Below are 25,853 nucleotides of genomic sequence, written 5' to 3'. Positions count from 1 at the left end.
GATATTCATGGACGCCATCATTCTCGCAAGGGCGCAATTCGCCTTCACGGTGAGCTTTCACTTCCTCTTCCCGGCCTTTTCCATCGGGCTGGCAAGCTATCTGGCCGTGCTCGAAGCTCTGTGGCTGAAGACCGGCAAGGGCGTCTATGCGAACCTGTTTCGCTACTGGCTGAAGATCTTCGCCGTCGTGTTCGCCATGGGCGTCGTCTCGGGCATTGTCATGTCCTACCAGTTCGGCACCAACTGGTCAGTGTTCTCGGACAAGGCGGGACCTGTCATCGGACCGCTGATGGCCTATGAGGTGCTGACCGCCTTCTTCTTAGAAGCCGGATTCCTCGGGGTCATGTTGTTCGGGATCAACAAGGTTGGGCGCAAGCTGCACTTCGTCGCGACGCTTGCAGTCGCGCTGGGGACTTTTATTTCCGCATTCTGGATCCTGTCGGTCAACAGCTGGATGCAAACGCCCGTTGGCTATGAGGTCGGCGCCAACGGCCAGTTCCTGCCGGGGCCAAGCTGGCTGACAATCATCTTCAATCCCAGCTTCCCCTATCGGCTCTTTCACACGGTCCTTGCCGCCTATCTGACGACCGCTTTTATCGTGGGTGCCGTCGGAGGATGGCATCTCTTAAAGGACCGCACCAATCCCGGCGCACGCAAGATGTTCTCTATGGCGATGTGGATGGCGGCGCTCGTTGCTCCGATCCAGATCTTCGCCGGCGACATGCACGGGCTCAATACTCTCAAGCACCAGCCGGTGAAGGTGATGGCGATGGAAGGCCATTTTCAGAGCCACCCGCACGGTGCGCCTTTGATCCTGTTCGGCATCCCCAACAGCGCTGAACAGCGGGTGTATTATGCCATCGAGATACCCAAGGCGTCGTCGCTGATTCTCAAACACGAACTCGATGCGCCCTTGAGTGGCCTGGACACCGTGCCACCAGCTGATCGTCCTCCCGTCGGTATCGTCTTCTGGGCCTTTCGCGTAATGGTCGGGATCGGTTTCGCGATGCTCGGGATCGGGATCCTGAGCCTCATCGCGCGCTGGCGCAAGGCGCTCTACGACTGGCCGCTGCTGCATCGCTTCGCTGTGCTGATGGGGCCGTCGGGACTGATCGCAGTGCTGTCCGGCTGGATCGTGACGGAAGTCGGACGGCAACCCTTCACAATCTATGGTCTGCTGAGGACCGCCCAAAGCGCTTCACCGCTGGATGCTCCTGCGGTCGCCTCGTCGCTGCTGGCCTTCGTGGTCGTCTATTTCGCCGTCTTCGGGATGGGCATCTGGTATCTGCTTCAACTCATGAAGAAGCCGCCTGAAGCACATGAACCGCCGCCCAGTGATGCGCCCATTCGCAGTGCGGGGATCACCCCGGCGCCGGCTATCATCGAGGGAGCTTCGTCATGATCGATCTCACCGTCATCTGGGCCTGTATCATCGGCTTTGCTATCATCGCCTATGTCGTGATGGACGGCTTCGATCTCGGCATCGGCATCCTGTTTCCGTTCTTCAAGGTCGGGCAGGATCGGGACACCGCGATGAACAGCATCGCTCCGGTCTGGGACGGAAACGAAACCTGGCTGGTTATGGGCGTGGGCGGCCTGTTTGCCGCATTCCCGCTGGCCTATGCCATCATCCTTCCCGCGCTTTACGCGCCGATGATCGCAATGCTGCTTGGCCTTGTATTCCGCGGCGTGGCATTCGAGTTCCGCTGGCGCGACCCGGCGCACCGTGCTTTCTGGGACAAGGCGTTCACGACAGGGTCGGTCGTCGCCACCTTCGCGCAAGGCATTGCGCTCGGCGCGCTGCTACAGGGCATCACGGTCGAGGGGCGCAGCTATGCCGGGGGTTGGTGGGAATGGCTGTCGCCGTTCAGTCTGCTGACGGGTGTCGGGCTGCTAGTCGGCTATGCCCTGCTCGGGGCTTGTTGGCTCAACTGGAAGACTGAAGGCGGGTTGCGACGGCAGACGGTGACCTATGCCGGGCGGCTTGGCATCGGCCTGCTCATCATGATCGGCGTGATCAGCCTCGCAACGCTGCGGCTCGAAACGCAATACTTTCAGCGCTGGCTGAGTTTCCCGGGCGTGGTCGCGACAGCGCAGGTGCCGCTCGCCACGCTCGTCGTAACATTCCTGTTTTATCGTAGCCTCCGATTGAAGCGCGATGCGCAGCCTTTCTTCTGGGCGTTGGCCCTGTTCGGGCTATGCTTGGTCGGCCTTGGTGTCTCGATCTGGCCCGATGTCGTTCCGGCGCGGGTGACGATCTGGGAAGCCGCAGCGCCCGTCCGCAGTCAGTTGTTCATGCTGGTTGGAGCCTCGATCATGGTGCCCGTGATCCTGGCATATACGGCCTGGTCCTATTGGGTTTTCCGGGGCAAGGTTGGCATTGAGGGGTATCATTGATGCCGCTCTGGCTGAGTCGCCTTGGATGGTTTTTCGGCATTTGGGCTGCTAGCGTTTTCGCGTTGGCGCTTGTGGGCGGAATGCTCCGCTGGTGGCTACGCTAAATGGCCCCTCGCCATAGGTGAGAGGCCAACACTCAAATTTCGGTATTTTTGGGCGTCTTCTACGTCGATCCCGAGATAGCTAACCATATTCTCGATCTTGCTATGGCCGAGCAGGATCTGGACAACCCGTAGATTGCCGGTCGCCCTGTATATGATCGATGCCTTCGCTCGGCGGAGTGAGCGGGTGCCGTATTCGCTCCGCATCAGGCCAACTCCTGTCAACCATTCATCTACAAGCCGAGCATAATGCCGAGGCCGTTCGTCGGGAGGTGCGGGAACGTCGGCTTGTAATCAGGGCTGCCGTTTAACATGTCACAGGCGAACGTCGGGAATGTCCCAGCGCCCGTGCCCGGCACGCCCTGGGCACGGGCGCCAGCAGATTCAGATCTCCGTGTTTTCTGCAAGGGCAAGCGCGTCCTCTACGTCGATCCCTAGATAGCGCACCGTGTTCTCAATCTTGCTATGGCCGAGCAGTATCTGAACGGCGCGAAGGTTGCCCGTCGCCCTGTAGATGATCGATGCCTTCGTTCGGCGAAGTGAGTGCGTGCCATACTCGCTCCGCATCAAGCCGACACCTGTCACCCATTCGTCGACAAGCCGAGCATACTGCCGTGTGCTCAGGTGCCCATTGTGATCAACCCGGCTTGGGAAAACATAATCGTCCACTGTTCCGCCCCGGCGTTCGAGCCATGCCAGCAAGCTCGCTCGAGCATCTGGCAGCAGCTCAAATTGAACGGGCCGACCTGTTTTCTGCTGCATGACGATTGCCCGCGTTCGGACCTGCCCGCCGCTTACAAGGTCGCCGATCTTGATCTGCACGAGGTCGCAGCCCCGAAGCTTGCTGTCGATCGCCAGATCGAACAGCGCCCGATCTCGTAGGCGGCGGCGCTGATTGAGGTAGAAACGGATTTCCCAAATCTGCTTCGGTTTCAGCGCCCGCTTGGCGCCCACGGTCCTTCCTGCATTCCAAACCGGGCGCTTGGTGGCGATGAGTTCTGTTTCAGGCATCTCCATGATCGTTCTCCTTTGGCCACATTGGCCTTCTGCAGAACGCTTGCCGACGAGGATGCGCAGGACTTGCTATAGGGCTCGTGCCGACCAACTCAAGACATTTGGCGTCATTGATGTGACCGACAGCTTTTGCCAGGATCCGCCATGCCATGGCTGCTGCCAATATAAAGTCGCCGCCCACCATGCGGAGCTTTGCCATCTGAGCGACATACCCAGAAGGTCAGCACTCTTTCCAGCATTCCTCTCGAGGACATTGCCTGGGCTGCGCATGCCGCGCGCCAGGCCATGGAGCGTGACCAGACGCCGCGGCTCTGGTTCCAGCTCTATTTCCAGGCTGATCGAGGGCATTCGCTTGAACTGGTGCGACGCGCCGAGGCTGCTGGCTATTGCGTCCTCATGGTAACGATCGATGCGGCCATGAAGCGATCCGAATTCGCACTGCCGGAAGGGGTCGAGGCCGCCAATCTCCGTGGAATGCCCCGCAGCGTCCAGAACAGCGCGGCTGCGGGCGGGCAGATCATCTTTGGAACGGCGCTGGCCGACGCCGCACCAACCTGGGACGATATCGCGTGGCTGCGCAAGCAGACCAGTTTGCCGATCATATTGAAAGGCATCCTTTCTCCTGCTGACGCTCGCATGGCACTTGATCATGGCGTTGATGCCATTGTCGTGTCGAACCATGGCGGACGCGTCACCGACGGTCTCATCACGCCCATGAAAGCGCTTCCATCGATCGCGCGTACGATCGATGGAAAATGCCCGATCCTTCTCGACAGCGGTGTGCGTACCGGCACGGATGTCCTCAAGGCGATTAGCCTTGGTGCCAGCGCGGTCATGATTGGTAGGCCGCAACTTCATGCCCTCGCGGTGGCAGGCATGGCCGGCGTTGCCCATATGCTTCACATGATACGGGCAGAGTTCGAACTCGCCATGGCGCAAGTCGGCGTGAAATCGCTGGACGAACTTGGTCCTGCTTATGTCACCTCTTCAGACTGATGTGTGAGGCCGGACGAATGTCCGGCCGCATGTTCCTCTAGGCGCGACATATGCACTATCCTCGGCGCTTCGAGGCCGGCGAGGCATAAACGCCGTAGCCCACCCTCTCGATCAAGCCACGCTTGGTCATCTTGCTGACGACCGAGCGAGACACGCCCATTCGGCCGAGATCGGCGATTGTTGCCGTGTCACGATCGCGCAAAACCGCAAAGACAACTGCCTGTTTGGGGGCGCCATATGTGCGATTTATGAGCCGGATCGAACGATCCTGTCGCTTCTTTGCCCGTTGTTCAGGAAGACCTGGGCACCGGGCGACATTACGAAAATCAAGTTTGCCGCCACGCCGGGTCAGGCCTGCTGCGCACGCGTCCAGCAATGCGTGCAGGTGCGCCGGCAGCCCGATGTCCATCGGCGGTATCTGGCGCTGGAATGCTGCTATGCCCCCAAGAAGCCGGATCTCATCCTGGTTCACAAATGGGCTGGACAATGTCGCTATCACGAAGCCTCGCTCGGTGGCGTGTTCACCCAGTGCTGCGAATGCCCGGATAGCGGCCTCTCCGACTTTGGCACTGCTGCCACCACGCAGAAGGCAAATTGCCAGCCGCTCCTCCCTTGTGAAGCGCTTCAAAGGAAGGAAGCGGCTGGACATGGTCAGAACTTCGCGCTGAGGCCGACCTTCACCGCAGTCGGTGAACCTGGCGTGATGTTGTTGTTGCTATGGGCATAGAGATAGTAACGCTTGCCAAGGATATTCTCGACATTCACCTGCAGGCTCAGCTCTGGCGCGATGTCGAAATAGACGGCGCCATCGAGCCGCGTATAGCCGGGCATCGCGACGCAATTGTCGGTCGAGGCGTAGCGCTTGCCCTGGTAGATCACGCCCAGCGCAGCGCCGAGCTGTTCGATCGGATCGAAGCGGGTCCAGAGCGAGGCGCTGTGCTTGGGCATGTTGGGCAGGATGTTCCCTGCCTGGACAGTGCCCGAGACATTGTCGAGGAAGGTGCCGTCGGAATAGGTGTAGGCGCCGACCATGCTGAGCTGCTTGGTAATGCTGCCCGCAGCACTGAGTTCGATGCCCTTGGTGCGCTGCCGTCCGATCGGCACCGTCGGCGAGGCCGCATTATTGGGATCGCTCAGCGCCAGAACATTGTCGCGATCCAGTTGATAGATGGCGGCGGCAAGGTTGAACGTGGGGAGAATGTCCCACTTCGCACCGATTTCGTAGTTCTGGAACTTCTCCGGCGCCAGGCTGGCGTTGGAAAGCGAAAGGCCGGTCAACTGGTCGCCACCACGCGGCTGGTAGGTACGCGAGTAGCTTGCATAGATGGAGGCATTCTCGGCCGGCTTGAAGATGAGGCCGGCGCGCGGAGACCAGAGATTGTCGGTCACGTCATAATATTCGGGAGATATGGTGCTGCCGCTCGTCCGGAAGGCGAGGCTGCGCCGATCGTGCAGCGTGGTCTTGAAATGCTCGTAGCGCACGCCCACGACGATATCGAACATGGGCGAGATGGCGATCTGGTCCTGGACATAGCCGGCCGCGACCTCCGCCACGCCGTTGCTGTTCGTGCTGCTCGAAATCATGGTCCAGCTGGTGGGCAAACGAACATTAGACGCCGAGATCGGCACGGTCACCGAGCTTGCATTGCCTGCAAAACGCCCTTCTTCCCGAATATTGTCGGATTTTTGGTGACCATATTCAGCGCCCACGAGCAGGGTATGCTCAATGGAGCCGGTATTGAAGATCGCATTGAAATCGGTCTGGTTGATGAAATTCTTGCGTTGCGTGGTGGCACGATAGGCCGAGATGCTCACGCTCGTTTCAGCTGCGTTGACCGCGCCGGGGAAGACGTTGGAATAATATTTGTCATAGTCGGCATAGCGGGTGCGGTTGCGGATCGAGACCGTGTCGCTGAACTTATGTTCGATGAACAGCGAACCGGCGTCGGTATTCGTACCGGTAGGGCTCTGGGTCGGATCGCCGAAGAACTGACCGCGCGGCGTGCGAAGCGGGCCAACGATATTGGTCGCCGAAGCGCCGAACCGAGCGGGAACGCCACGATCGGCGACGCGCTCATCCTCGAAATGCTCATATCCAAGCGAAATGGTCGTATCGGGACCAATTTTGAATGAGCCGGTCGGGTTGAAGCCCCAGCGGTTATAGTTGACGCCATCGCGATAGCTGTCGCTGTCCTGATAGACACCGGTCAGTCGGACAGCTGCAAAATCGCTGATCGGCGTGCCCAGATCAAACTGGGCGCGCTTATGCTCGAAGCTTCCGCCTTCCAGTCGGAAGGCACGATGAAGATTCCAGTCCGCAACCTTGGTAACGCGATTGACCACGCCGCCTACGCCGCCCCGGCCGAAGATCATCGCGTTCGGTCCTTTGAAGATTTCCAGCTTCTCGATGTTATAGAGGTCGCGATAGGTCTGGATATCGTCGCGCATGCCATCGACGAAGAAGTCGCCGGTGGTCGAATTGCCGCGGATCACCAGCGTTTCGCGATTACCCTCGCCCTGGGCCGAGAAAACGCCCGGGACATAGCGTATGGCGTCACCGATGCTGTTGGCTGCCTGATCCTCGATCTGCTTGACCGACACCACATTGACCGACTGGGGTACATCGATCAGCGGCGTATCCGTGCGCGTCGCGCTGATGCTGCGGCTGACCTTGTAGGAGCTTTCGGCTTCCCGATCATCGATCGCGGTGTCCGTGACCGTTACGGACCCGAGAACCTGCTCCTGGGCTATTGCGAGTGAGGGGGAGACCAGCGAAAGGAGGATGCCGGGCGCAGTCGACGCAAGCAGCGCCGATCGGAAAATCGCTGAATATTGCAAGGTTAGATCCCCTTCATTTAATGCGAATAGTTATCATTCGCGAGGGGGGTTAGCGCTTCGGTCGGGACGTGCAACTGGCCCAGGGATAAGGTTGGGATGTTGTATATGCCCCCCAATGTTCCGGTAACTTATCGCGCGAGACGAACCTCTACAGCAAAACCGGGCTTGTCCAGAACGGTCGCACAGCCCCCATGGATTTGCGCGACAGCAGAGACAAGGGCCAGGCCCAGACCATGTCCGTCGGTGGTGCGGCTGGCTTCGGTCCGCGTAAAACGGCTGAACAGTCGATCACGCTCGGTTGCCGGAACACCGGGACCATCATCGCAGACTTCAAGAATAACGAAAGCCTCGCTGGCAGTCAGATTGAGCGCGACCGTCGTGCCAGCCGGCGTATGCCGCAGCGCATTATCCAGCAGGTTGGTGATGAGTTGGGACAGCAATCGGGCATCGCCCCGGATGCGAAGCCCCATATGGATGGTGGAATGCAGCGCATGACCTGAAAGCTCGAAATCGGGCGCATAGGTTTCGACCACATCCTCGACCAGATCTCCAAGCGCCAGTTCCTGAAAATCTCGCTTGAGCGTGCCCGCCTCGATTTCGGATATGCGAAGGATGGCCGAGAAGACCTCGAGCAGTTCATGGGATTCTGCTATTGCCGCCTCGATCGCGCGCGTGCGCTTGTCTCCGCTGAAGGCGAGTGCTTCATCCAGACGATTATTCAGGCGCGTCAGTGGCGTTCGAAGGTCATGCGCAACATCGCTCGACACCTGTCGAAGATTCTCGACCAGGGCAGCATTGCGGTCCAGCATATGATTGAGCGACTTGGCGACGCCGTCGAACTCGTTGTCAGATCCGTCCAGCGGCATGCGCTGGGTCAGGTCTCCTCCGATAATGGCCTGGGCCGCATCGTCGAATCGGCGCAATCGACTGCGCGTTACAGCGCCAACGGTCCAGGCGCCCCCGACAGCCAGAAGAAGCATGGCGGCAAATGAGGCCGAAAACAGCTTCAGGATCGTGATGTCCATCTCGTCAATCACCGTGCGATCTGCTGCCACCAGAAGGCGGCTGCCGTCGGGCAGATCGGTGATGAGTGCCTGGGCTATGGCGCCATCCTTCCCGTAGTGCAGTAATTCGAAATATCCTGCCTTTGCCGGAATTTGCGCATCCAGTGCGCCGGCCAGCCGTCGTCCTTGGGGATCGACCAGAATATATCCGAGGCTTGCCGTGCTGTGCCCGGCATCGCGCTGATGAATGAGTTCGGCCAGTGCCGGGGTTCCGCCAGCACCCGCCCGCTCCAGCAAGGCGCTCGTCTCGGTGGCGGTTCGATGGTCCAGTTGCACCTCCATCGCCTCATGGGTCAGCGCATAGGCCAAGAGCCCGATCACAAGCGTCGCCAGAACGAAGGCCAGGCTAACCAGTGCCGTAAGGCCAAAGGTCGTTTTCCATGGGCGGGGCATTAATTGCTCCTGATCATGTAACCCGCGCCGCGAACCGTCTCGATCGCATCGACATCGAAGCCCGCATTCAGCTTCGAGCGAAGCCGACTGAGATGGGTCTCCACGATATTGGTCTTGGGCTCGAAGTCGAAGTCCCATACGCGTTCGAGCAGCATCGTTCGGGTAACCACGCGATGAGAATTGCGCATGAGTTCGGCGAGCAGCGAGAATTCCCGCGGTTGCAAAATGACCTTCTTTCCTCCGCGATGCACTGTGCGCCTGTGAAAGTCGATATCGATGTCGCCAACGGTCAGCCGGGACTGTTCGACTTGCGGTGCCTGCCGTCGACCAAGGGCATTCAAGCGGGCGAGGAGCTCGGAAAAGGCGAAGGGCTTGACCAGATAGTCGTCGGCGCCTGCCTCGAGCCCCTCTACCCGATCCGCTATTCGACCAATTGCGGTCAACATGAGAACGGGCGTGAGGTCGCCGGTCGCGCGCAGCATCTTGAGCAGGGATAGACCGTCCAGTCCTGGCAGCATGCGATCAACGATGATCGCGTCATAATTGCTGTCCGTTGCCTGGAACAGTCCCTCTCGTCCTTCCTCCACAAGGGTCACGGCATGCCCCACTTCCTTGAGGCCTCGGCTGAGGAATTCGCGTGTTTCCCCATCGTCTTCGATAATCAGGATATGCATGCGTTCTTCTACTCCATCACCCTGACCGGATCGAGCGGCTCAGGTGCTCGCTGCCATCCACCGCCCAGCGCACGGAACAGGGAGATATAGGATTGTGCCAGCAGATGATCCGACTGTCCCTTTTGAAGAGCAGCCGTTGCAAGGGTTCGTTCGGCATCGATCACCAGCAATGGCGACGCGTCGCCAATCCTGGCCCGGGCACTGGTTCGACGGGCGTAAAGCCCTGCTGCCTCTCTTGCCCGATCAAGCGCCTGGTTCCGGATGGCTTCGCTTTGTAGGCCTGCAAGTCCGGTTTCGACTTCCCTGAGGGCGCGCAGAACGGCGTTGTCGAACGAAGCCAGCGCAGCGCGTTCGGCTGCCTGCGCCTGCGCGATCTTGGCGCGCGCCGGCGCCTGGTTGGGGAAGGACCAGGAAATTAGCGGTGAGGCACTGGCAGAAAAAGCGCCGGACAGAAGTCCCAATGCGCCGCCCAGCGTGATCCTGGGATAGAGTTCGGCCCGCGCGATGGTGATCTTGGCTGTTGCCGAAGCAAGCTTGCGCTCTGCTTCGCGAATATCGGGCCGACGTGCCAGCAGTGCAGCACCGTCGCCTATTGGCACTTCGCTGCTCGCTCTGGGCAGCAGCGTGCAATCAACCTTGGCCATCTGGGGGGTGGTAGGCGGCAAGCCCTGAAGCGTTGCGAGCCGGAATCTTGCGCTGGCGGCAGCGGCATCGAAAGCCGGGATCGTAGCTCTCGATGCTTCAAGCAGGCTGGCGGCTTGCGCGACCTCAAGGGGAGACACTTCCCCTGCCGACAATTGTTCGCGAACGGCCTTGAGATTGCGTTCCTGCGCATCGACAATCTTGTAGGCCACCGCCCCATTCTGACGCGCCGCACATAGATCGATGTAAGCGAGCACGGTATCTGCCGCCACGGCCACGCGCACACCATCCAGCGCGGTCGCTTGCGCCTGCGCGTCAGCGCGGGCGGCCAGCGCTCCCGCACGCAGCCGACCGAACAGATCGATATCCCAGCTTATGGTTGCTGCGGCATCATAATCACTGCTCGACACATTGGCTGCGCTTGGCTGCCCTGCAGGATTGTCGATCGCTGCGCTGCTTTCGAGGATCGGTTGCGGAAGTCGCGCTGCGTCCGCCTGCCGGGTCGCAGCGCGCGCTGCTTCGAGATTGGCAAAGGCTGCGCGAAGATCGGCATTAGCTGCGAGGCTCGCTTCAACAAGCGCATCGAGTTGGCTGTCATTGAAAAGCTGCCACCAGTTTTCCGGCAAGGGTCGGTCGATCACATGTTCGCCACGCGAAAAGGGAGGCGGAGCCTGGGTAAGGCCCGATGCGGGTGGCGCGCCTTGCTGGGAGACACAGCCGCTTGCCAGGAGTCCAGCAGTCATCAGGCACGCGTGAAGGATGGCCGTTTTCATATTGCTGCTCCCTTCATGCGAGCATCTTGGGGCGAGGGCTCGGCCGGCCCAGCCGCATCCTCGCCGTACCGAGCGTAGAGGGCAGGCATCAGGAAAAGATTGAGGAGCGTGGATGATACAAGTCCACCAAGAATGACGATCGCCATGGGATGTTCGATTTCATGGCCCGGCGCGTTCCCCGCCACGATCAGCGGCACAAGCGCAAGGCCCGCGCAGGCTGCAGTCATGAGGATGGGAACCAGCCGCTCTTCTGCTCCGCGCAGAACAAGCGATGGACCAAAAGCCTCTCCCTCATGAACACGCAAATGGTGATAATGCGACAGGAGCATGATGCCGTTGCGTGCCGCGATGCCGATGACGGTGACGAAGCCGACGAGTGATCCCAGCGACAAGAGGCTGCCGGTGAACGCCACCGCCACAACGCCACCGACCAGCGCGAAAGGAAGGCTGACCGCAACCAGCGCAGTGATCCGGTGAGAGCGGAACTCCATCCACACCAGCACCAATATCCCGACAAGACAGAATAGGCCGGTCGTCCAAAGTCGCTGGCGCGACTCCTTGAGTGCTGCATATTCGCCAAGGACCTTGGCATGATAGCCTTGAGCAAAGCGGGTCCTGGCCACGATGGACTCAACCGCCTGGGCGACTGTGCCCAGGTCCGCACCACTGACGTTGAGCGTCACATCGAGGCGTCGTTGACCATCCTCGCGCTTGATTTCATTGGGAGCAGGCACCACTGCCACGTCCGCCACATCGCGCAGGCGTACCGCACCGCCGTTGGGCGTCTGGATCATCAGATCAGCGAGGGCATGCATGTCGCCTCTGGTCGCTGCCTCTCCCCAGAGCGCCACGTCAAAGGCTTTCTGATCGCGGTAAATCTCGCCAAGCTTCTGTCCGGCAACGAGGGATTGTGCCTGGCGGCGCACCTCGCCCGGCGTCAGGCCGAAGGTTGCCAGATCGCCGCTGCGGGGACGGATGCGGATCTGCGGGACCAGAACCTGCTGCTCGACCTTGAGGTCCGCTACGCCTTCCACTCCGGCTACCTGTTGCTTGATCCGGTCCGCAGCAGCACGAAGCTCATTCTGATCGGGGCCAAAGATCCGCACCACAACCGTCGCGCTTGCACCGGACAGAACTTCCTTGATCCGTTCGCGCAGATAGGTGAGCACATCCCGGAAGAGCCCAGGATAGCCTTCTATCACCTCCTTGATCCTGGCCACGCTGCCGTCATAGTCCGCCTTCTCGTCGAGACTTATCCACAACTCGGTGAAGTTCGGGCCGACCACCTCGTCGGCCGCTTCCGCCCGCCCGATATGTGCGCCGAAATTACGGACGCCCGGGATCGCACGAAGCTCCTTGGAAACCCGGATGGTGATCCGATCCATGGCTTCGATGGAGGCTCCGGGTTTTTCGAGCCAGTGCATGAGGAAATCGGTTTCGCGGAATTCCGGCAGGAACTGATCCTTGAAAGTCGCATAGCCAACACCCGCCAGAAGCAGGCCCGCTCCGATCACGATCATAACCGCACGCGGTGCGGCAATGATACGAGGCAGCATTGCTCCATAACGCCCCTTGAGCGCTCGTACGAAACGCGTGTCACCTTCATGTTTGACCGGAGCATTGGGTAGCAGAAACAGGCAAAGGGCAGGGGTTACGACGAGCGCAACCAGCAGCGATGCTGCGATCGCCAGGACATAGGCAATGGCGAGCGGCTGGAAGAATGTGCCCGCGACCCCGCCCAGGAAGAAGATGGGGAGAAAGACCAACATCACGATCAGCGACGCGAAAACCACCGCAGAGCGCACCTCTAGCGACGCTGCCAGTACGACTTCGAATGGCGTCCTGGGATTATCGGCCTCGCGGTTGAGGCGGAGCCGCCGGGCAATATTCTCGACGTCGATGATGGCATCGTCGACGACCTCTCCAAGCGCGATCACCAGACCGGCAATAACCATGGTATTGATGGTCGCCCCGCTCCAGAGCAGGACGAGCCCGGCACCGAGCAACGACAGGGGAATGGCGACCAGACTGATAATCGCCTGCCGCCAGTCCCGGGTAAAAAGAAACAGAACGACCGCCACGAGGAAGCAACCAATCGCGAGTGCGCGGGTGAGATTGTCGATCGAGCGTTCGATGAAGGTCGCAGGTCGGAAGATGCTGCTGTCGACCTTGACGTCCTGCAAACCGGGCTTGAGCTCCTCCAGGGCAGCTTCGACCGAGCGCGTGAGTTCGAGAGTGTTGCCTGTCGGCTGCTTCTCTACGATGAGCATGATGCCTGGCCCATCATCAATGATCGCGTTCCCGATCGGCGCGGCATAGCTCTCGGTCACCCGGGCAACATCGCCTACGCGGATCGGTGCATCGCCGGTCAATTTGACGACAGTCCGAGCAAGGTCGTCGGCTGTTTGAACGGCGCTTGGCTGCTGCACCGCGAGGCGCTGATTGGCGTTGTCGACAAAGCCGCCGCCTCCCACCAGGACGGCATCACCGGTTGCCAGGCGCAGTTCGTTGAGAGTGACCCCAGCCGCACGTAGCTTGTCAGGGTCGACGAGAACCTGAAGCTGACGATCGCGCATGCCCCACATGGCGACATTGGCGACGCCAGGCACGGACATCAGCCTGGGTCGAATAGTCCAGCGAACCAGTTCGGACAGTTCCATCTGATCGAGCTTTTTCGAGGAAATGCCGATCTTCATGGCGCGGCTGGTCGACGAAAGCGGGGCCAGCATGATCGGAGGGCGTGCGGCAGCAGGCAGTCGAGCCTGTGCCTGGGTAACCCGCTCCTGCACCATCTGCCTTGCACGGAAGACATCCGCGCCGCGCTCCAGGAGAATGACCACGGACGAAAGACCCAGGACCGACTTGGACCTCAGCGTGGCTATACCAGGCACGCCATTCACCTGGGTTTCGATCGGAACGGTAATGAGGCTTTCGACTTCCTCCGTCGAGAGCCCTGGCGCTTCGGTCTGAATCTCCACGATCGGCGGCGCAAATTCTGGAAAGACATCCAGCGGCACATCGGTCGATGCCCGCAGTCCGAGCACGACCAGGATAGCGGCAAGAACAAGAACGATGACGCGCTGCTGAAGTGCGCTGCGGACGAGCCAGGCGAGCATCAGTGCGCCACTCCGAATTCGGTGCCGAACAGTTCCATGGCGCCGACCGAAACTACCTGTGCTTCAGGCGCCAGGCCGCGGATGACGACAGCGCCATCCTGCCCGCTCGACAGGGCTTCGATGCGCTGCCGGATGAAATTGCCCGGCGCCGTCTGGAGATAGACCCATTCTCCGCCGTAAATGTCCCGCACGATCGCACTGGCTGGGACGGAAAGCCCTTCCTGGGTCTTGCCGAGGGGAAGTCGAATGCCGACGCGCTGTCCCACGCGCCAGAATTGGTCGCTATTATCGAGCGCATAATAGAGGTCGACCGTACCAGCTACTGCATTGGCCGACGGCGGGGCTTGAACCGGTGTCCCTTTGCGTCCTCCCTGCGTTGTTCCCAGGGGCGCGACGATGATGGATGCATTGCGGTTGATGGCAGCAACATCTGTGCCGGCGACGGAAACGCGGACCCAGAGACGTGACTGGTTGCCCAACGACGCAACCGCGGGCCCGAGCAAGCGTCGTTGCTCGATCGCAACCTGGGCCTGGGCCTGGGCTGTTGCGAGCGCTGCCGCAGCCTCGTCCCGCGCCCTGACGCTTCCAGCTTCTTCTGCAACGAGCCTGCTGGCGCGTTCCAGCGCAATGCGCGCGAGCCGAACCTGCGCGCGCGTCCGCTCGACCTCGCCGTCGGCGCTCGCCTGGCTGGCACCAATTTGTGCCAGATTGCTGAGAGCACCGGTGGGTACGCCACCAGTCCCATTGGGAACGACGATTTCGCCGCTCGTTTCTCGCGCCAGCGCAGCCGTTCCCGCACCAACCCTGGTCGTCTCGATGCCGAGCCTTTTTACAGCTTCGGGCTTCAGCGTCAGCCTGACCAGTTCGGTCTCATGCGCGACAACCTCACCATGGGATGGAGGCGAAGAAGACTGCTTGCCCTGCTGACTGCAGGCGCCGAGCATTACGAGCGCGCTCAATGGCAGAAATAGGAGAGAGGTCGTTCGGATCATGCTGCTCACCGATAAATGGATCGGTTCGAGCCCTATCGAACTTGTCTGGCGTCCAAATCTCGCCAACTATACCATTTGTCCATCTTTGCTGGAAAAGTGGCTACAGCCCTCAAAATCGCAAAGCCATTGCAATCCCGCCCCCCTGCCCATCGCTCCAGGGAAGCATTCGAATATTGTTGTTGCGCCTGGTCGTGAGAAGCAGGCCTGATGCTTCGCCCAGAAGGGCCCCGGCAGCGACATCATACCAGTGATGTTTGGTACCCTGGACACGAGAGATTCCGACGATGGTCGCAACCAGATGGGCTGGAAGCCCGACTTTCCAGCCGTAGCGGTTCTGGAGCGTTGCAGCTGCCGCAAAGGAAGTGGCGGTATGGGTGGACGGAAAGCTCCGCCGGTCGCTGCCATCCGGGCGGGTTTCGGGAAAGATATCCTTCAGTCCAAGAGACACCAGCGTCGCGGCACCGACACTTCCACTTGCCTGAAGCGCGCCCTGCCAATCCTCCTGAACGAGGGGCGTGCCGAGCGCGGCAATCACCAGCGCGTCTCGACCGATATTACTGGTATCGCGCCACGTCCGGTCGGACGCCTGAGCAAATCGCGGCGTGAGCAGGACACAGCCAAATACTGCAATTACGATGAAAAGCCGCATGAAGATCCCCTGCCAGGCTGGATGCCCGTGCCGGCAGGACGGCGTCATCCAAGGGGTGCCTCAGTCGAGAAATGCCTGTGCAGCGAAAATTATGGGAAATGCTGTTGCGCTCGTTGAAACTAATGGTCCGATAACGATCTGGAGGGCGCCATCCCCCTCTCCTGCCCTACGCTATCAACGATCGTTTCTGAGCGCCCACCATATGATCCTGACCATGAGGGGCCAGCACCGACAGGTGCATTGGCGCTGGAAGGCGGGTTCGAGGGAAGATAGGACGGGATGCTTCTTTTCGGGTTCCACATCGAACCTCACAAGATTTCTGCGGCGGAGGCGGCCGCGCTGTGCGGGCGGTTGGCCGGGTAAGGGCGCCATTTTCGATGCGGAGGTTTCAGGCTGCATGGCGCACAGCAGTTCGCAGCGAGGAATAGGCCTCGAACAGCCAAGAAAAATGCTCGTCCATCGTGGTGACTGAAGCTGCCGCGGTTGCGGCTCGACTACGCCAAATGTCCGGATCGGTAGCTGCGAAATTTTCTATCGCTTCAACCAGACTTGCCGTGTCACCTGCACGGAAACGGAGACCGATTCCTGAACGCGCATGATCGGCAGCGCCTCCTTCATCGGGCACGATCACGGGGACGCCGCTGGCGCGCGCTTCGGCGGCGGTCATGCAGAAGGTCTCTGCCTCGCACCCGTGGACGAGGGCATCGGCGCTTGCCAGCAGGCTCGCGAGTCGCCGCCGGTCGGTCGTCGGCGCCAGCAGATGGATATGCGGGTTGTGCGCGGCTGCACGGCGCACCCGCGCGCTGTCCCGACCATCACCCAGGAGCACCAGGCCGACGGGCCGACGGTAACCGGCGAGCGTCGCAGCCTGTATGACCATTGGCCATCGCTTCTCGGGTGCATGCCGGCCGACCCCCATCAGCAGCAGGCCATTTTCATCCAGGCCGCATCGCGCGAGAAGATGCCGCCTCAAAGCTGCGTCGCGATGCGACGGGGTAAAAATATGGGGCTCTACCCCCATGGGGACGGTACAGACCGAACCGACGCCCCCGGCGCGCAGGCGCGCGGAAAGACTGTCATTTGCGCTCACGACCATGTCGAAAGCCTGTCCGAGCCGTCGCAAATGTCGCCAGTACCAGTCAAAGCCCCGGTCGATGGCTGCCCGCGGCGCAACATTGCCGAACCAGCGATAGGCGTAAGCCGACAGAGGATCTGCATGCATTACCAGTGCGCGCGGGACATCGCCGCGCCAGCGTGCAACCATGGAGGCACTCGACCATGGCGACGATGCTTCGACCAGGTCGGGGGCAAGCGCGTCCAGCATGCGATGCAGCGCTGCCTCATCATCGAAATAATGATAGCGCCGATCCAGCGGAAAACGCTTGGCTGGAATGGTCACGACGCTCCCGCCGCGCGCAGGCCGCCGCGCCAGTTTCTCGCCCGGCGCAAGGATGATTATGTCATGCCCCGCCGCTGCGCCGGCATGCAGTTTCCGCTCTACATAGGTCTTAACCCCGCCGCCCTGCGGCGCATAAAAAGCGCAAACGTCGACAATTCGCATGGGCTAGCGCTCCAAAGGTCCGAAGGAAAACAGGCCGCGCCGGTAATTGAGCCTGATGGGAATATGGGCCGGAGCGGCGCCTACGCGCGCCGATGCCTTTGCCGCTGACGGTTTCGACAATCCGAGTTTGGGATTGCCCGCAAAACCTACGCCGTCGATCGAGAGCGAGAATTTCCGGTTGGCATCGCGATCATGCATCAAGCTGATCGCGTAGACGCCGGGGCCTGGTGCCCGGATGCACAGCGTCACTGACCCCTGGGAGGGGACGGTTTCCTCGACCCGCCGAAACACCTTACCTTCCGAAATCAGGATATTGTCGTCGGCGAGAAAATCGGCGTCATTTGCTGGGTAGAGCTCAAGCTTGAGGCGTCCCCTGCGGTCCTTCAGTCCCTCGACCGACACGAGAAAGGCTGACCCGCTTTCATTTGGCCGACAGAGCCCCTCAGCCTTGCCCAGATCTGGCGATGAAGGGATCGGCGCAGCGGACATCATGGCAAACAGGATCATGTCCGATCCTTGATCAGGCCGTTCATTCCCAGAAGCAGACCGACAACAAGATGCGCGGCAAGAATCAGCGTGGCCATCAAAGCCATCGCCGAAACAATGTCGCTGTCCCGTCCGATCAAGAAAGCGGCCACACCCGCAAAGACGACGTCCTTGTTGGGAAGCAGGGGCAGCCTGGAAAGCAACTGTCTGATCGTTCCAAGGATGATCCACATGCTCAGGTCCACCGAGGGGAGCAGCAGGTGCCACATCATGGCGGCCAGCAATGTCGTGGCCAGGATACGCAGCACGTGAATGGCGGAAATCAGCCACAGTTCGTGCCGAGGCAGCGCGAACAGCCGATTGCGCAAAAGCATGGCAAGCATGGACGTCAGCAGGACGAAGAAGATGGATCCCGATATCTCCCATCTGCCAATCCCCGCGACGCCGCTGCCCAGAAGCGGGAAGGCGAAGATCATCATGATCAGCGTCACGACGTTGCCGGCGAGCGCAGACAGGATGGTGACGTCCTTGAGCGCCGCAAAGGGTGCGGACCTGATGTCGGCGCTACGCCTGGCCCATGCGTAAAAGTAGACCTCGCCAAGATAGCCCAGCAGAATCTCGTTGCTCACCAGCTTGCGAAGAAGCGCGCCGAAGCCCGCCGCTGGAATATGCCAGAGTCGCCGAAAAATGACCCATTCCGAGATCGGGCCGGCAAGATAATAGGCGGCGAACGCGGTCCAGAATATGGGTGTTGTCGGCAGAAGCTGCAGGAGGTGGGCCGTGTCCAGGCCCCTGAACTGCTGCAGGACCGCCAGCAGGATCAGCAGCGAGATGATCGGCCCCGCCCATATCGTCCAGTTGCGCCCTGTCCGTATCAGCGGCTCTGGCGAGATCATGGTGCCAATGGCTGGCACCGTGGGCTGGAAAACGAGATTTGAGGAAAGGACTGAACCACCTGAATTCGGGTCCGTCATGATCGTCTCTTGATAGTTGCGTCACCCATGGGACGGCGCACTCAGGACCGAACCTCAGCTTGCGGATGGCAATTATTTTCGGAGATAGAGTTGTATGTAACATGTTTAAAACAGGTGATATAATCGCCACATGCCTGTTCGATCGTGAAACGTTTCGCCTGGGAATAGCTGGCATCCTCGCATTGATCCATGCGGCGGGCTGCAGCGATCGCAGCAGCCAGATCATAGAGATTGCCGACAGGGACCAGCGTCGCCAGACGTCCATGTTGCGTGAGTTCGGACATGGCGGAACTGCAATCGGTCGCGATGATCGGAAGTCCGGCGCCGAGCGCTTCGATGATCACCGCTGGTACGCCCTCATAATTGGACGATAGCAAGAAAATATCGAATCCGGTGAGGTGCCTCGCCGGATCGGGCACATGGCCCTTGAAACGAACCCGATCTTCTATGCCTAGTTGCAGGGCCAGCGCAGCCAGGCGTTCGCGCTCCGGCCCGTCTCCATATATCGTCAGGCAATCGCGCGTTGTTGCAGCGACGGCGAAGGCGCGAAGCATGAGCCCGAAATTCTTCTGCGGGACAAGCCTTCCGACCGCCACGAATTGAAGGCCCTCATTTTCCTGCCGTCGACGGCCAGTGGCACCGGCTCGTAAAGTCTCGAGTTGGCGCTGGTCGATCGCAGGGTCGGCTATGATGGAGATGCATCTCGATGGGATGTGGATGGCGGAGGATATCTCCCTTTCCATTGCATGTTCCATACCCACGAAATGATCGATGAACCGGGCATGGAGGCGCACCCATAGCCGATACAGCGTGCGGATCGGCATGGGCATATCCCTGCGCTCGAGATCATTGCTGATCTTGGCGACAATAGGGGGACAACGCCTGCCAAGCAGCAATTTCATCGCCAGCGCAACGACCGTGTAGCTGTTGCCGGCACAAAATAGCAGATCAGGCTGGAGCCGCCGAATGACGGCCGGCAGGGTAATCATCATCCACAGCGTCTCGAACCGCCTGGTGGAAAAGGGGGGCTGGCGTGGCTGATGGAATTCGAGCGCGCGGGCGAGTTCGTTCCGCATCGGGCCATCGGACCGACCCATGAAGAGAGGGGCTTCAATACCGGCGCCCCGCCAGGCGCGGACAAGACGCAGCGCGATACGTTCCACGCCGCCGGCTTCGAAGCTGTGAAGAAATGTCAGCACGCGCATATTCGGTTCAATCGTCCAGCAAATGCCCATAGCGGCTCGGCCGGCGGGTCAGGACCGCCCGCTGCAGAACATCATTGATGCTGAGCATGATAGCCGGCTGGGTCGTGTCACCGGGATGGACGGCGACCCTGAAATTCTCCGACCGGTGCAATAGCGGCGGTAGGAGATATGCGACCGCCAGGGATGATGCCATGCGGAGTTTGCTCCGGCTGGCCCATGTCATGACCGGTCCACGCGCCAGAGTTTGCCCAGTCATGGGTGACCAGATCTTCATATGATCTTCCGCAATTGGGAAACCGAGTTCCTCAAGCGCTGTCAGGGCGGGTTCTCCATACAGCCAGGCCGGCGCAACAAAGCCGGCAATCGGTTGACCGGTAATCTCCTCGATCAGGGCCCGCCCGTCTGCAAGCCGCTGACGGGCCGTGGCGAGATCCAGTCCGAGAAATTCTCCCTCGCCAGCTGTCATGTGCTGAGCCTTGAACCGGGCGCCAAGGCCGCCGTGGCTGGCTCCGTCACGGTGAAACCAGCCATGCAGGAAAATCTCCGCGCCGCTTTCCGCCCATCGGCGAACCCGGCCAGCAAAGGGTGAGCGCGCCGAAATAGGATGATCGCCCCAATGGTTGGGGACCACCAGCATCGCGGTCCGGTCAAGCCGCACATAGGGGGCGACATGATCGACGAGGCGATCCACCTGGCCCTCAAAAGCTGGTCCGACGTCGTGGATCGAGAATAGAAGTCGCTTCTCTTTCATAGATGATAGCGAAAGCTGGCCAGGGCGCGCGCATCGTTGACAATGGCTGATCCCTCCAGGCCGGTGAGATCCATTGCGGGGCGACGCATGTCACTGACGCAAAGGCGCCAATCGATCGATCCGGAGACCCCCGGTGCCGGACTGGCAAGGGCAAGCTCAGGGCCAGAACCGGTCAATGGGGCGCCCCCCAGCGTCTCCGCCAGGCGAGTAAGGGCATCATGCCGTGACGGGCGAGAGATGGACCGATAGTCCAAGGAAAGGCGAGAGCCCCGCGCATCGTCGATGGCAAGCCCGATACTGGCAATATTGGTCGACAACCGGCGGGGGTTGATCTCCACGACATGGAGGCGTCGCCCCATATGCGCGTAATCCCCGTTCAGCGACAGGTTCAGCATATCCATCAATGGTATGGCCGCATTGAAGGATATGCTTCTCAAGGACCAGCGATCCTGATCAGCGCTTCCATCCTGATGAACAAAGGATGCGGCACGGTTGGCGGACAGACGCAGGCTGGAAGGACCAAGCAGCAGATTGAGCGAACGGGATCTGACCCGTGCCAGATCGAAATGATCGGTGGGCGTCGCGACGGCAAGCGCGTAGGTCTTGGGGGCGTGCGCAACCGGTATCCCGTGCAAGAGCCTGGCATTGCTCGCTACCAGTAGGGGAGCATAGCGTGGATCTTCATTGGCGGCTCGAGCCGGCATGGCTTCAAAAGCTCCGAATAAGACCAGCGTCACGATCCCGAACGCATGATGCGCAGATATAATCATCAGCTCACATCTCCCCGTTGCGTGCCTCGACGGCGTGGTGAGATGGAGACCTCAGCTTCAAGCCCAGCAATTTTTTCCGTGATGGAAACTGAGGTGCCCGTGCATTCGCATCGTCGCAGGCGGCGAATACGGGAGACACAATTTGCGGACCTCGAAGGCAGTTCTGATCGCAGCTTCGCTCATGGGCATGCTCGGCGCTGCGGCACCGACCCCGTCATCGCCGGATCTGACGCCCAGGCTCCCGCTGCCTTTCGACGGGCATTTGTCCGTGCTGACCTATAATATCCATGGTCTGCCCTGGCCCGTCGCAAGAGGGCGGACACAGGCATTCGCGCAGATTGTGCAGCATTTGCGGACCATGCGCGAGGATGGGACGCAACCTCACATCATCGTTCTGCAGGAAGCCTTTACGACTGACGCTCGGGCGATCGGCCGGGCAGCGGGCTACCGATATGTAGTGGAAGGTCCGGGCGCGCAGATGCCTGGACAGGGAAATCTGCCGTCCGGCTCGCATGCTCTGACAGACGCTGCCGCATGGTATCATGGTGAAACGCTCGGCAAATATGTCGGAAGCGGGCTTCAGATCCTGTCCGATTATCCGATTGCGGGCGTCCGGAAAATGGCCTTCCCGGCCTTTGCCTGTGCAGGATTTGATTGTCTGGCAAACAAGGGCGCGCTGCTGGTCAGCGTCGCTCTCCCCGGGCAATGGGACAGGGTCGATATCGTCACGACGCATCTGAACAGCAGGCGTGCGTCACGGGTCCAGGATGACCGATCGCTGGCCGCCTACCGATTGCAGGTCGATTATCTCACCAACTTCATTACGAGCGCGCATGATCCATCGCGGCCCCTGATCGTTGCTGGGGACTTTAATGTGGGCAGCGTTCCAGCGCGCAAGCAAATGCTGCTCTCCAGGGCTCAGTCCAGATGGTGTCAGGATGGCGATATTGACGACGCCTATGGAGAAGCGGCCCGTCGTGGCATCGCTCTTTCGGCCGATGCGCGTTTTTCAAGGAAGCGCGCCCGCGACTGGCAGTTTTTCACACCTGGCCGACGTACCGACCTCGAGTTGAGCAGCATCGATGTCCCGTTCGGCCATGAACCGGACGGAACCATGCTGTCTGACCATGTGGGTTATTCTGCGACCTATCAATTGCGCAATCGCCAGCCTCTTACCAGGATCGCGCCAGGGCGAGTGTAAGGGTGCGAGGTCGGATTGGCGTATATTGCGCTTCCTCCCGGATCGCGAAAGGATTGCCGAAGGAGAAGCTGTCACCCCGAATATCGAACAGATTGTCCATATTGACGCTGAGGGTCCAGTGGCCTCGCGTCGCCTCTGCATGGGCGGACGCGGTCGCATAATTGCCCATGCTTCGGTCCAGATCATCGTCGAAGGACAATCTTGCTTTCCCGATATAATTGGCCTGCAGCCCGGTCCTGGCCTGCCAGCCACCGGCCAAGGCGAAGGATTTGCCAAAAGATGCCCGGCCAGCGAAGGCCGGGGCTATGGGAAGGCTGCGATCATCGAGCTTGACGCCATCGGCCGCACGCGTGAGCAAGGCCGACTGCGCGCTGCCACCGGCGGAAATGGTAAAGCCATTGCCCAGATTCCAATCCAGAGCGATCTCGGCTCCGATGATCCGTCCCTTGCCTGCATTGCGGGTAGAGACCAGCCCATCTTCGAGCAGATAGTCCGACTGGATGTCGTTCCAGAGCGTGTAATAGGTGCTAGCTGAAAGGGACCAGCGACCATCAAAGGCAGTCTTGCGAAAGCCAAGATCGAAGGTGCTCAATTCGTCCGCATCGAATTGGCGCGCCGACGTGGTTTCCGCAGGCGCCAGACCTCCAGGACGCATCGCCCTTGCATAGCGGAGATAGACAATACCTGATCCGTTCAATCGATAGGAGATTGCAGCGCTGGGAGACAGGATGGTCTTGCGCGCACGAACGGGCGTGATCCTGGGTTCGTCACCGGTTCCATCGCGCGTGATGCTCTGAAACAGGCGCGCGCCGATCGTCGCATCCAGGCGATTGAAGAGCGGCAAGGTCGCTTCACCGAATATCGCATATTCGACAACCTGCCGATCGTAGATTTCCACTATGGCGGGATCGCCCCCTTCCGGGGTGACGGAAGCCTCCCCTCGAGTGGTCGCCCGAAGGTAGGAAAGGCCAGCAAGCCAATGCTGCTCGCCTTGAGGTGCGATGCGCAGTTCCTGGTTCAGCACCGTATATCGACGATCATCGTCGAACCGGACCTGGCCCGTCAATCCGAACTGGTCGGCAGCGCTGCTGGCATCGAGAATATAGTCGAAACCATGCTCGACATAGCTGGTCGCCGACGTCAGTTCCAGCGTACCGATATTGCCTTTGACGGTGCCATGCCACAGCTTGAAATCATTGTCGGTGGGCTCGGCAATGGGATGATCACGCGACAGCATTTCGTCGGATTGAAGCACATATTGGCTGTCGCGCGCATTGATGTCCTGCAGCATGAAGCCTGCATCGACCGTCCATCGCTCTGAGGGCTGCCATCGCAGCGCTATCCGCGCGCCGACGGTCTCCGTTGAATTGGTCGCCTTGTCGGAACCATCATTGGATATCCAGCCGCCTTCCAGAAGACGATAGCCCACGGCGCGTAATGCCAGGCGGCCATCGACGACAGGCAGGTTCATGATGCCCTCGGCGCCCGTGCCCAATTCGCCATGCTGAACGGCCTGAGCTGACAGTCGCGCCAGGGCATAGCTGTCATCCAGTTCGGCCTTTCTGGTGACGATGTGATAGATGCCACCCAGTGCGCCCGAACCATAGAGCGGCCCTTGCGGTCCCTTGAGGACTTCGATCCGATCGACATCGATGAGCCGGAGATCGGGATCCGGCGCATTGAATGTCACCCTTGCCTCATCGACCTGGACTGCAACCGTCGATTGGCTCAGGCCGTTGAATGGGCTGTCGGCAACCCCGCGGATAAACTGTCGGTTACGCCCTGGTCCCATGTTGGTCATGGCCAGGCCTTCCATGTCGAGGCTGATGTCGCGGGACGTCGGACTTCTCGCTCCCCCCAGCGGATCAAGCGACAGCACGGATACTGATAAGGGGATATTCGCGAGCGGCTGTGGCCGCTTCTGCGCGGTCACGATGATTTCACTTGCCGCAGGCGCCACTGTGGGGGCAGGCGTGCGAGGGGATTGTCGGACTGCGATTACCGCCGGCTTGGGCTCGATACGATAGAGGCGATCACCGATCCTGAGCGCTTGAAGTCCGGTTCCTTCGAGCAACCGCGCCAGGGCTTCCTCGGGCGACAAGCGCCCTTTCACACCACGCGTTTTCAGTTGTGTGACATTGGCCTTGAAGCCGATGGAGATACCCGTCGAGGCGGAGAATTTGTCCATCGCGGCCATGAGCGGCCCGGGCGCGATATCGAGACTGACTACCGGTGCGCGTGCAAGAACCGTTTCCGGGCCAATCTCACCGGCCAGCAGCAATATGCACAAGATCGCCTTGCTGACGCACTTCGAGCCCCATGACGGCCGCCAGGTCGCTGGCAAGTTTCGATCCGTCACCGATGACAAGAATGCCCGAAAAATGCTTGTTCTCCAGCGCGAAATCGACAGAAATCCTCTTGCCCGAATATCGTTCGATGTCGCCAGCCACCATTGCAAGCGGCGCATTCGTATAGGTCAGCCGGCCACTGCGCCAGCTTCCCACTTGGGAGGGCTCTACCGTGCTGAGTGTCAATAGACCATCCTTGCCGACCAACTGATGGCCGGCATCGACCCTGACTGCCGAAGCGGTCTGCGCGCCGGCGACGGAAACCGCCCCCTGTGCGACACCGACCCGCAAGGCAGAGTTTGCAAGATTGACCGAAAAGCGGGTGCCAATATCGGTAACGCGATAGTTGCCGGCCGATACGGTCAGGACGCGCGAGGGATCGTGGCGGACGTCAAAATAGGCCTCCCCCTTCGCAAGCTCGATTTGCCCGTCATTCTTTGCCGATACCAGAATGGCGCTTCCCGGCGACAGGGTGACGCTGGTGCCGCTGGCCAGAGCGATCATGCGCGGCGCCGAGCCTTCGTTGCTGTAGGCAATGGGTCTGGATGTCTGCCAGAATGTCGGGAGCGCAACGGCAAGCGCCAGGCAAGCGGCGAGAGCACCGCCCATCACCAGTCTCGGCTTCCAACGGTGTCTTGGATCGATTTCGGCGACAGGAGGAGAAGGCTCATGGCTCAGAACGTCCCGATGTTCGCGGACAGCAGCATCGACCAGGGCAATCGAATCAAAGGCTTCCCGGTGCCGGGGGTTTGCCTCCAGCCACGCGAGATAGCCGTCCCAATCCGCATCGTCGTGCTCGAGCGCCGCCTGCCAGGCAATCGCCTGGTCAAGCATCGCTTCGTCAAAATCCGCACGCGCCGTCATGGCGATTGCCCTTCCACCTGTTTGATCACTGTGTGACGATATCG

The 25,853-nt window shown here is 60.4% G+C and carries 22 protein-coding genes; 5 read left to right on the top strand and 17 right to left on the bottom strand.

The features are described 5' to 3' along the window. Positions 1-7: 7 nt before the first annotated feature. The 3 genes from ACFOKF_RS02405 to ACFOKF_RS02395 are packed head-to-tail and all read left to right on the top strand — an operon-like array spanning position 8 to position 2,501. Complete coding sequence (locus tag ACFOKF_RS02405; protein ID WP_010338382.1) at positions 8-1,402, top strand: cytochrome ubiquinol oxidase subunit I; 1,395 nt, start codon at positions 8-10, stop codon at positions 1,400-1,402. Then, the gene (gene cydB, locus ACFOKF_RS02400) at positions 1,399-2,397 is read left to right on the top strand and encodes a cytochrome d ubiquinol oxidase subunit II (protein WP_010338381.1); all 999 of its coding nucleotides are present in this window, start codon (positions 1,399-1,401) and stop codon (positions 2,395-2,397) included. The genes ACFOKF_RS02405 and cydB overlap by 4 nt, the downstream gene beginning before the upstream one ends. After that, positions 2,397-2,501, top strand: a complete 105-nt coding sequence (locus tag ACFOKF_RS02395) for a DUF2474 family protein (protein ID WP_080572849.1) — start codon at positions 2,397-2,399, stop codon at positions 2,499-2,501. The genes cydB and ACFOKF_RS02395 overlap by 1 nt, the downstream gene beginning before the upstream one ends. A gap of 381 nt (positions 2,502-2,882) precedes the next feature. Here ACFOKF_RS02395 and ACFOKF_RS02390 read toward each other — a convergent pair whose 3' ends face one another. Next, complete coding sequence (locus ACFOKF_RS02390) at positions 2,883-3,515, bottom strand: tyrosine-type recombinase/integrase (RefSeq protein ID WP_010338379.1); 633 nt, start codon at positions 3,513-3,515, stop codon at positions 2,883-2,885. Positions 3,516-3,704: 189 nt separating this feature from the next. On the opposite strand from ACFOKF_RS02390, the gene ACFOKF_RS02385 reads away from it, so the two are divergent. Then, a complete protein-coding gene (locus ACFOKF_RS02385; RefSeq protein ID WP_080572848.1) occupies positions 3,705-4,508 on the top strand; it encodes an alpha-hydroxy acid oxidase in 804 nt (267 codons plus the stop codon). 55 nt (positions 4,509-4,563) lie between these two features. Here the strand turns inward: ACFOKF_RS02385 and ACFOKF_RS02380 are convergent, their stop codons facing one another. The 14 genes from ACFOKF_RS02380 to ACFOKF_RS02315 form a co-directional block, all read right to left on the bottom strand. Then, complete coding sequence (locus ACFOKF_RS02380) at positions 4,564-5,157, bottom strand: type IV toxin-antitoxin system AbiEi family antitoxin domain-containing protein (protein WP_037509343.1); 594 nt, start codon at positions 5,155-5,157, stop codon at positions 4,564-4,566. 2 nt (positions 5,158-5,159) lie between these two features. Continuing rightward, entirely contained in the window at positions 5,160-7,346 is a 2,187-nt protein-coding gene (locus tag ACFOKF_RS02375) for a TonB-dependent receptor (RefSeq protein ID WP_380792807.1), read from the bottom strand. 128 nt (positions 7,347-7,474) lie between these two features. Then, positions 7,475-8,803 (bottom strand): sensor histidine kinase, encoded by a 1,329-nt coding sequence (locus tag ACFOKF_RS02370; protein ID WP_010338374.1) that lies wholly within the window; start codon positions 8,801-8,803, stop codon positions 7,475-7,477. Continuing rightward, positions 8,803-9,477 (bottom strand): response regulator transcription factor, encoded by a 675-nt coding sequence (locus tag ACFOKF_RS02365; RefSeq protein ID WP_010338372.1) that lies wholly within the window; start codon positions 9,475-9,477, stop codon positions 8,803-8,805. Before ACFOKF_RS02365 ends, ACFOKF_RS02370 begins: the two co-directional genes overlap by 1 nt. Positions 9,478-9,485: 8 nt before the next feature. Continuing rightward, on the bottom strand, positions 9,486-10,892 hold the full coding sequence (locus ACFOKF_RS02360) for an efflux transporter outer membrane subunit (RefSeq protein WP_380792804.1): 1,407 nt from the start codon (positions 10,890-10,892) through the stop codon (positions 9,486-9,488). Next, entirely contained in the window at positions 10,889-14,008 is a 3,120-nt protein-coding gene (locus tag ACFOKF_RS02355; protein ID WP_010338370.1) for an efflux RND transporter permease subunit, read from the bottom strand. The genes ACFOKF_RS02360 and ACFOKF_RS02355 overlap by 4 nt, the downstream gene beginning before the upstream one ends. Next, positions 14,008-15,000 (bottom strand): efflux RND transporter periplasmic adaptor subunit, encoded by a 993-nt coding sequence (locus ACFOKF_RS02350; RefSeq protein WP_010338369.1) that lies wholly within the window; start codon positions 14,998-15,000, stop codon positions 14,008-14,010. Before ACFOKF_RS02350 ends, ACFOKF_RS02355 begins: the two co-directional genes overlap by 1 nt. A gap of 109 nt (positions 15,001-15,109) precedes the next feature. Continuing rightward, positions 15,110-15,649 carry a phosphatase PAP2 family protein gene (locus ACFOKF_RS02345; RefSeq protein ID WP_380792802.1) on the bottom strand — a complete coding sequence of 180 codons (540 nt, stop codon included), beginning with the start codon at positions 15,647-15,649 and terminating at the stop codon, positions 15,110-15,112. A 388-nt stretch (positions 15,650-16,037) separates the two neighbouring features. Continuing rightward, a complete protein-coding gene (locus tag ACFOKF_RS02340; protein WP_037509339.1) occupies positions 16,038-17,210 on the bottom strand; it encodes a glycosyltransferase in 1,173 nt (390 codons plus the stop codon). A 3-nt stretch (positions 17,211-17,213) separates the two neighbouring features. After that, on the bottom strand, positions 17,214-17,717 hold the full coding sequence (locus ACFOKF_RS02335) for a DUF2141 domain-containing protein (protein WP_037509337.1): 504 nt from the start codon (positions 17,715-17,717) through the stop codon (positions 17,214-17,216). Beyond that, positions 17,714-18,670: a hypothetical protein gene (locus tag ACFOKF_RS02330; RefSeq protein WP_230588555.1), complete on the bottom strand. Its 957-nt coding sequence runs from the start codon at positions 18,668-18,670 to the stop codon at positions 17,714-17,716. Before ACFOKF_RS02330 ends, ACFOKF_RS02335 begins: the two co-directional genes overlap by 4 nt. Before the next feature lie 41 nt (positions 18,671-18,711). Then, a complete protein-coding gene (locus tag ACFOKF_RS02325) occupies positions 18,712-19,875 on the bottom strand; it encodes a glycosyltransferase (protein ID WP_051887075.1) in 1,164 nt (387 codons plus the stop codon). A 7-nt stretch (positions 19,876-19,882) separates the two neighbouring features. Beyond that, positions 19,883-20,626, bottom strand: coding sequence for a DUF2334 domain-containing protein (locus ACFOKF_RS02320; RefSeq protein WP_037509333.1), 744 nt, complete (start codon positions 20,624-20,626; stop codon positions 19,883-19,885). Next, entirely contained in the window at positions 20,623-21,396 is a 774-nt protein-coding gene (locus tag ACFOKF_RS02315) for a hypothetical protein (protein ID WP_037509331.1), read from the bottom strand. The genes ACFOKF_RS02320 and ACFOKF_RS02315 overlap by 4 nt, the downstream gene beginning before the upstream one ends. Before the next feature lie 142 nt (positions 21,397-21,538). On the opposite strand from ACFOKF_RS02315, the gene ACFOKF_RS02310 reads away from it, so the two are divergent. Next, a complete protein-coding gene (locus ACFOKF_RS02310; RefSeq protein WP_037509330.1) occupies positions 21,539-22,597 on the top strand; it encodes an endonuclease/exonuclease/phosphatase family protein in 1,059 nt (352 codons plus the stop codon). On the opposite strand, the gene ACFOKF_RS02305 is transcribed toward ACFOKF_RS02310, so the two are convergent. Both ACFOKF_RS02305 and ACFOKF_RS02300 read right to left on the bottom strand, forming a co-directional pair. Beyond that, a complete protein-coding gene (locus ACFOKF_RS02305) occupies positions 22,569-24,878 on the bottom strand; it encodes a TonB-dependent receptor domain-containing protein (protein WP_017183065.1) in 2,310 nt (769 codons plus the stop codon). The genes ACFOKF_RS02310 and ACFOKF_RS02305 overlap by 29 nt on opposite strands. Beyond that, on the bottom strand, positions 24,862-25,809 hold the full coding sequence (locus ACFOKF_RS02300; protein ID WP_380792799.1) for a FecR family protein: 948 nt from the start codon (positions 25,807-25,809) through the stop codon (positions 24,862-24,864). The genes ACFOKF_RS02305 and ACFOKF_RS02300 overlap by 17 nt, the downstream gene beginning before the upstream one ends. Positions 25,810-25,853 lie beyond the last annotated feature (44 nt).

The organism is Sphingobium rhizovicinum (assembly GCF_042647625.1).
Taxonomy (GTDB): Bacteria; Pseudomonadota; Alphaproteobacteria; order Sphingomonadales; family Sphingomonadaceae; genus Sphingobium; species Sphingobium rhizovicinum.
The sequence above is the reverse complement of the archived record's forward strand: the minus strand, read 5'-3'. Positions and strand labels throughout refer to the sequence as shown.

Coding starts and splice junctions, on each gene's coding strand:
- ACFOKF_RS02405 (WP_010338382.1), top strand. CDS start 8: ATGGACGCCATCATTCTCGCAAGGGCGCAATTCGCCTTCACGGTGAGC.
- cydB (WP_010338381.1), top strand. CDS start 1,399: ATGATCGATCTCACCGTCATCTGGGCCTGTATCATCGGCTTTGCTATC.
- ACFOKF_RS02395 (WP_080572849.1), top strand. CDS start 2,397: ATGCCGCTCTGGCTGAGTCGCCTTGGATGGTTTTTCGGCATTTGGGCT.
- ACFOKF_RS02390 (WP_010338379.1), bottom strand. CDS start 3,515: ATGGAGATGCCTGAAACAGAACTCATCGCCACCAAGCGCCCGGTTTGG.
- ACFOKF_RS02380 (WP_037509343.1), bottom strand. CDS start 5,157: ATGTCCAGCCGCTTCCTTCCTTTGAAGCGCTTCACAAGGGAGGAGCGG.
- ACFOKF_RS02370 (WP_010338374.1), bottom strand. CDS start 8,803: ATGCCCCGCCCATGGAAAACGACCTTTGGCCTTACGGCACTGGTTAGC.
- ACFOKF_RS02365 (WP_010338372.1), bottom strand. CDS start 9,477: ATGCATATCCTGATTATCGAAGACGATGGGGAAACACGCGAATTCCTC.
- ACFOKF_RS02360 (WP_380792804.1), bottom strand. CDS start 10,892: ATGAAAACGGCCATCCTTCACGCGTGCCTGATGACTGCTGGACTCCTG.
- ACFOKF_RS02355 (WP_010338370.1), bottom strand. CDS start 14,008: ATGCTCGCCTGGCTCGTCCGCAGCGCACTTCAGCAGCGCGTCATCGTT.
- ACFOKF_RS02350 (WP_010338369.1), bottom strand. CDS start 15,000: ATGATCCGAACGACCTCTCTCCTATTTCTGCCATTGAGCGCGCTCGTA.
- ACFOKF_RS02345 (WP_380792802.1), bottom strand. CDS start 15,649: ATGCGGCTTTTCATCGTAATTGCAGTATTTGGCTGTGTCCTGCTCACG.
- ACFOKF_RS02340 (WP_037509339.1), bottom strand. CDS start 17,210: ATGCGAATTGTCGACGTTTGCGCTTTTTATGCGCCGCAGGGCGGCGGG.
- ACFOKF_RS02335 (WP_037509337.1), bottom strand. CDS start 17,717: ATGATCCTGTTTGCCATGATGTCCGCTGCGCCGATCCCTTCATCGCCA.
- ACFOKF_RS02330 (WP_230588555.1), bottom strand. CDS start 18,670: ATGACGGACCCGAATTCAGGTGGTTCAGTCCTTTCCTCAAATCTCGTT.
- ACFOKF_RS02325 (WP_051887075.1), bottom strand. CDS start 19,875: ATGCGCGTGCTGACATTTCTTCACAGCTTCGAAGCCGGCGGCGTGGAA.
- ACFOKF_RS02320 (WP_037509333.1), bottom strand. CDS start 20,626: ATGAAAGAGAAGCGACTTCTATTCTCGATCCACGACGTCGGACCAGCT.
- ACFOKF_RS02315 (WP_037509331.1), bottom strand. CDS start 21,396: ATGATTATATCTGCGCATCATGCGTTCGGGATCGTGACGCTGGTCTTA.
- ACFOKF_RS02300 (WP_380792799.1), bottom strand. CDS start 25,809: ATGACGGCGCGTGCGGATTTTGACGAAGCGATGCTTGACCAGGCGATT.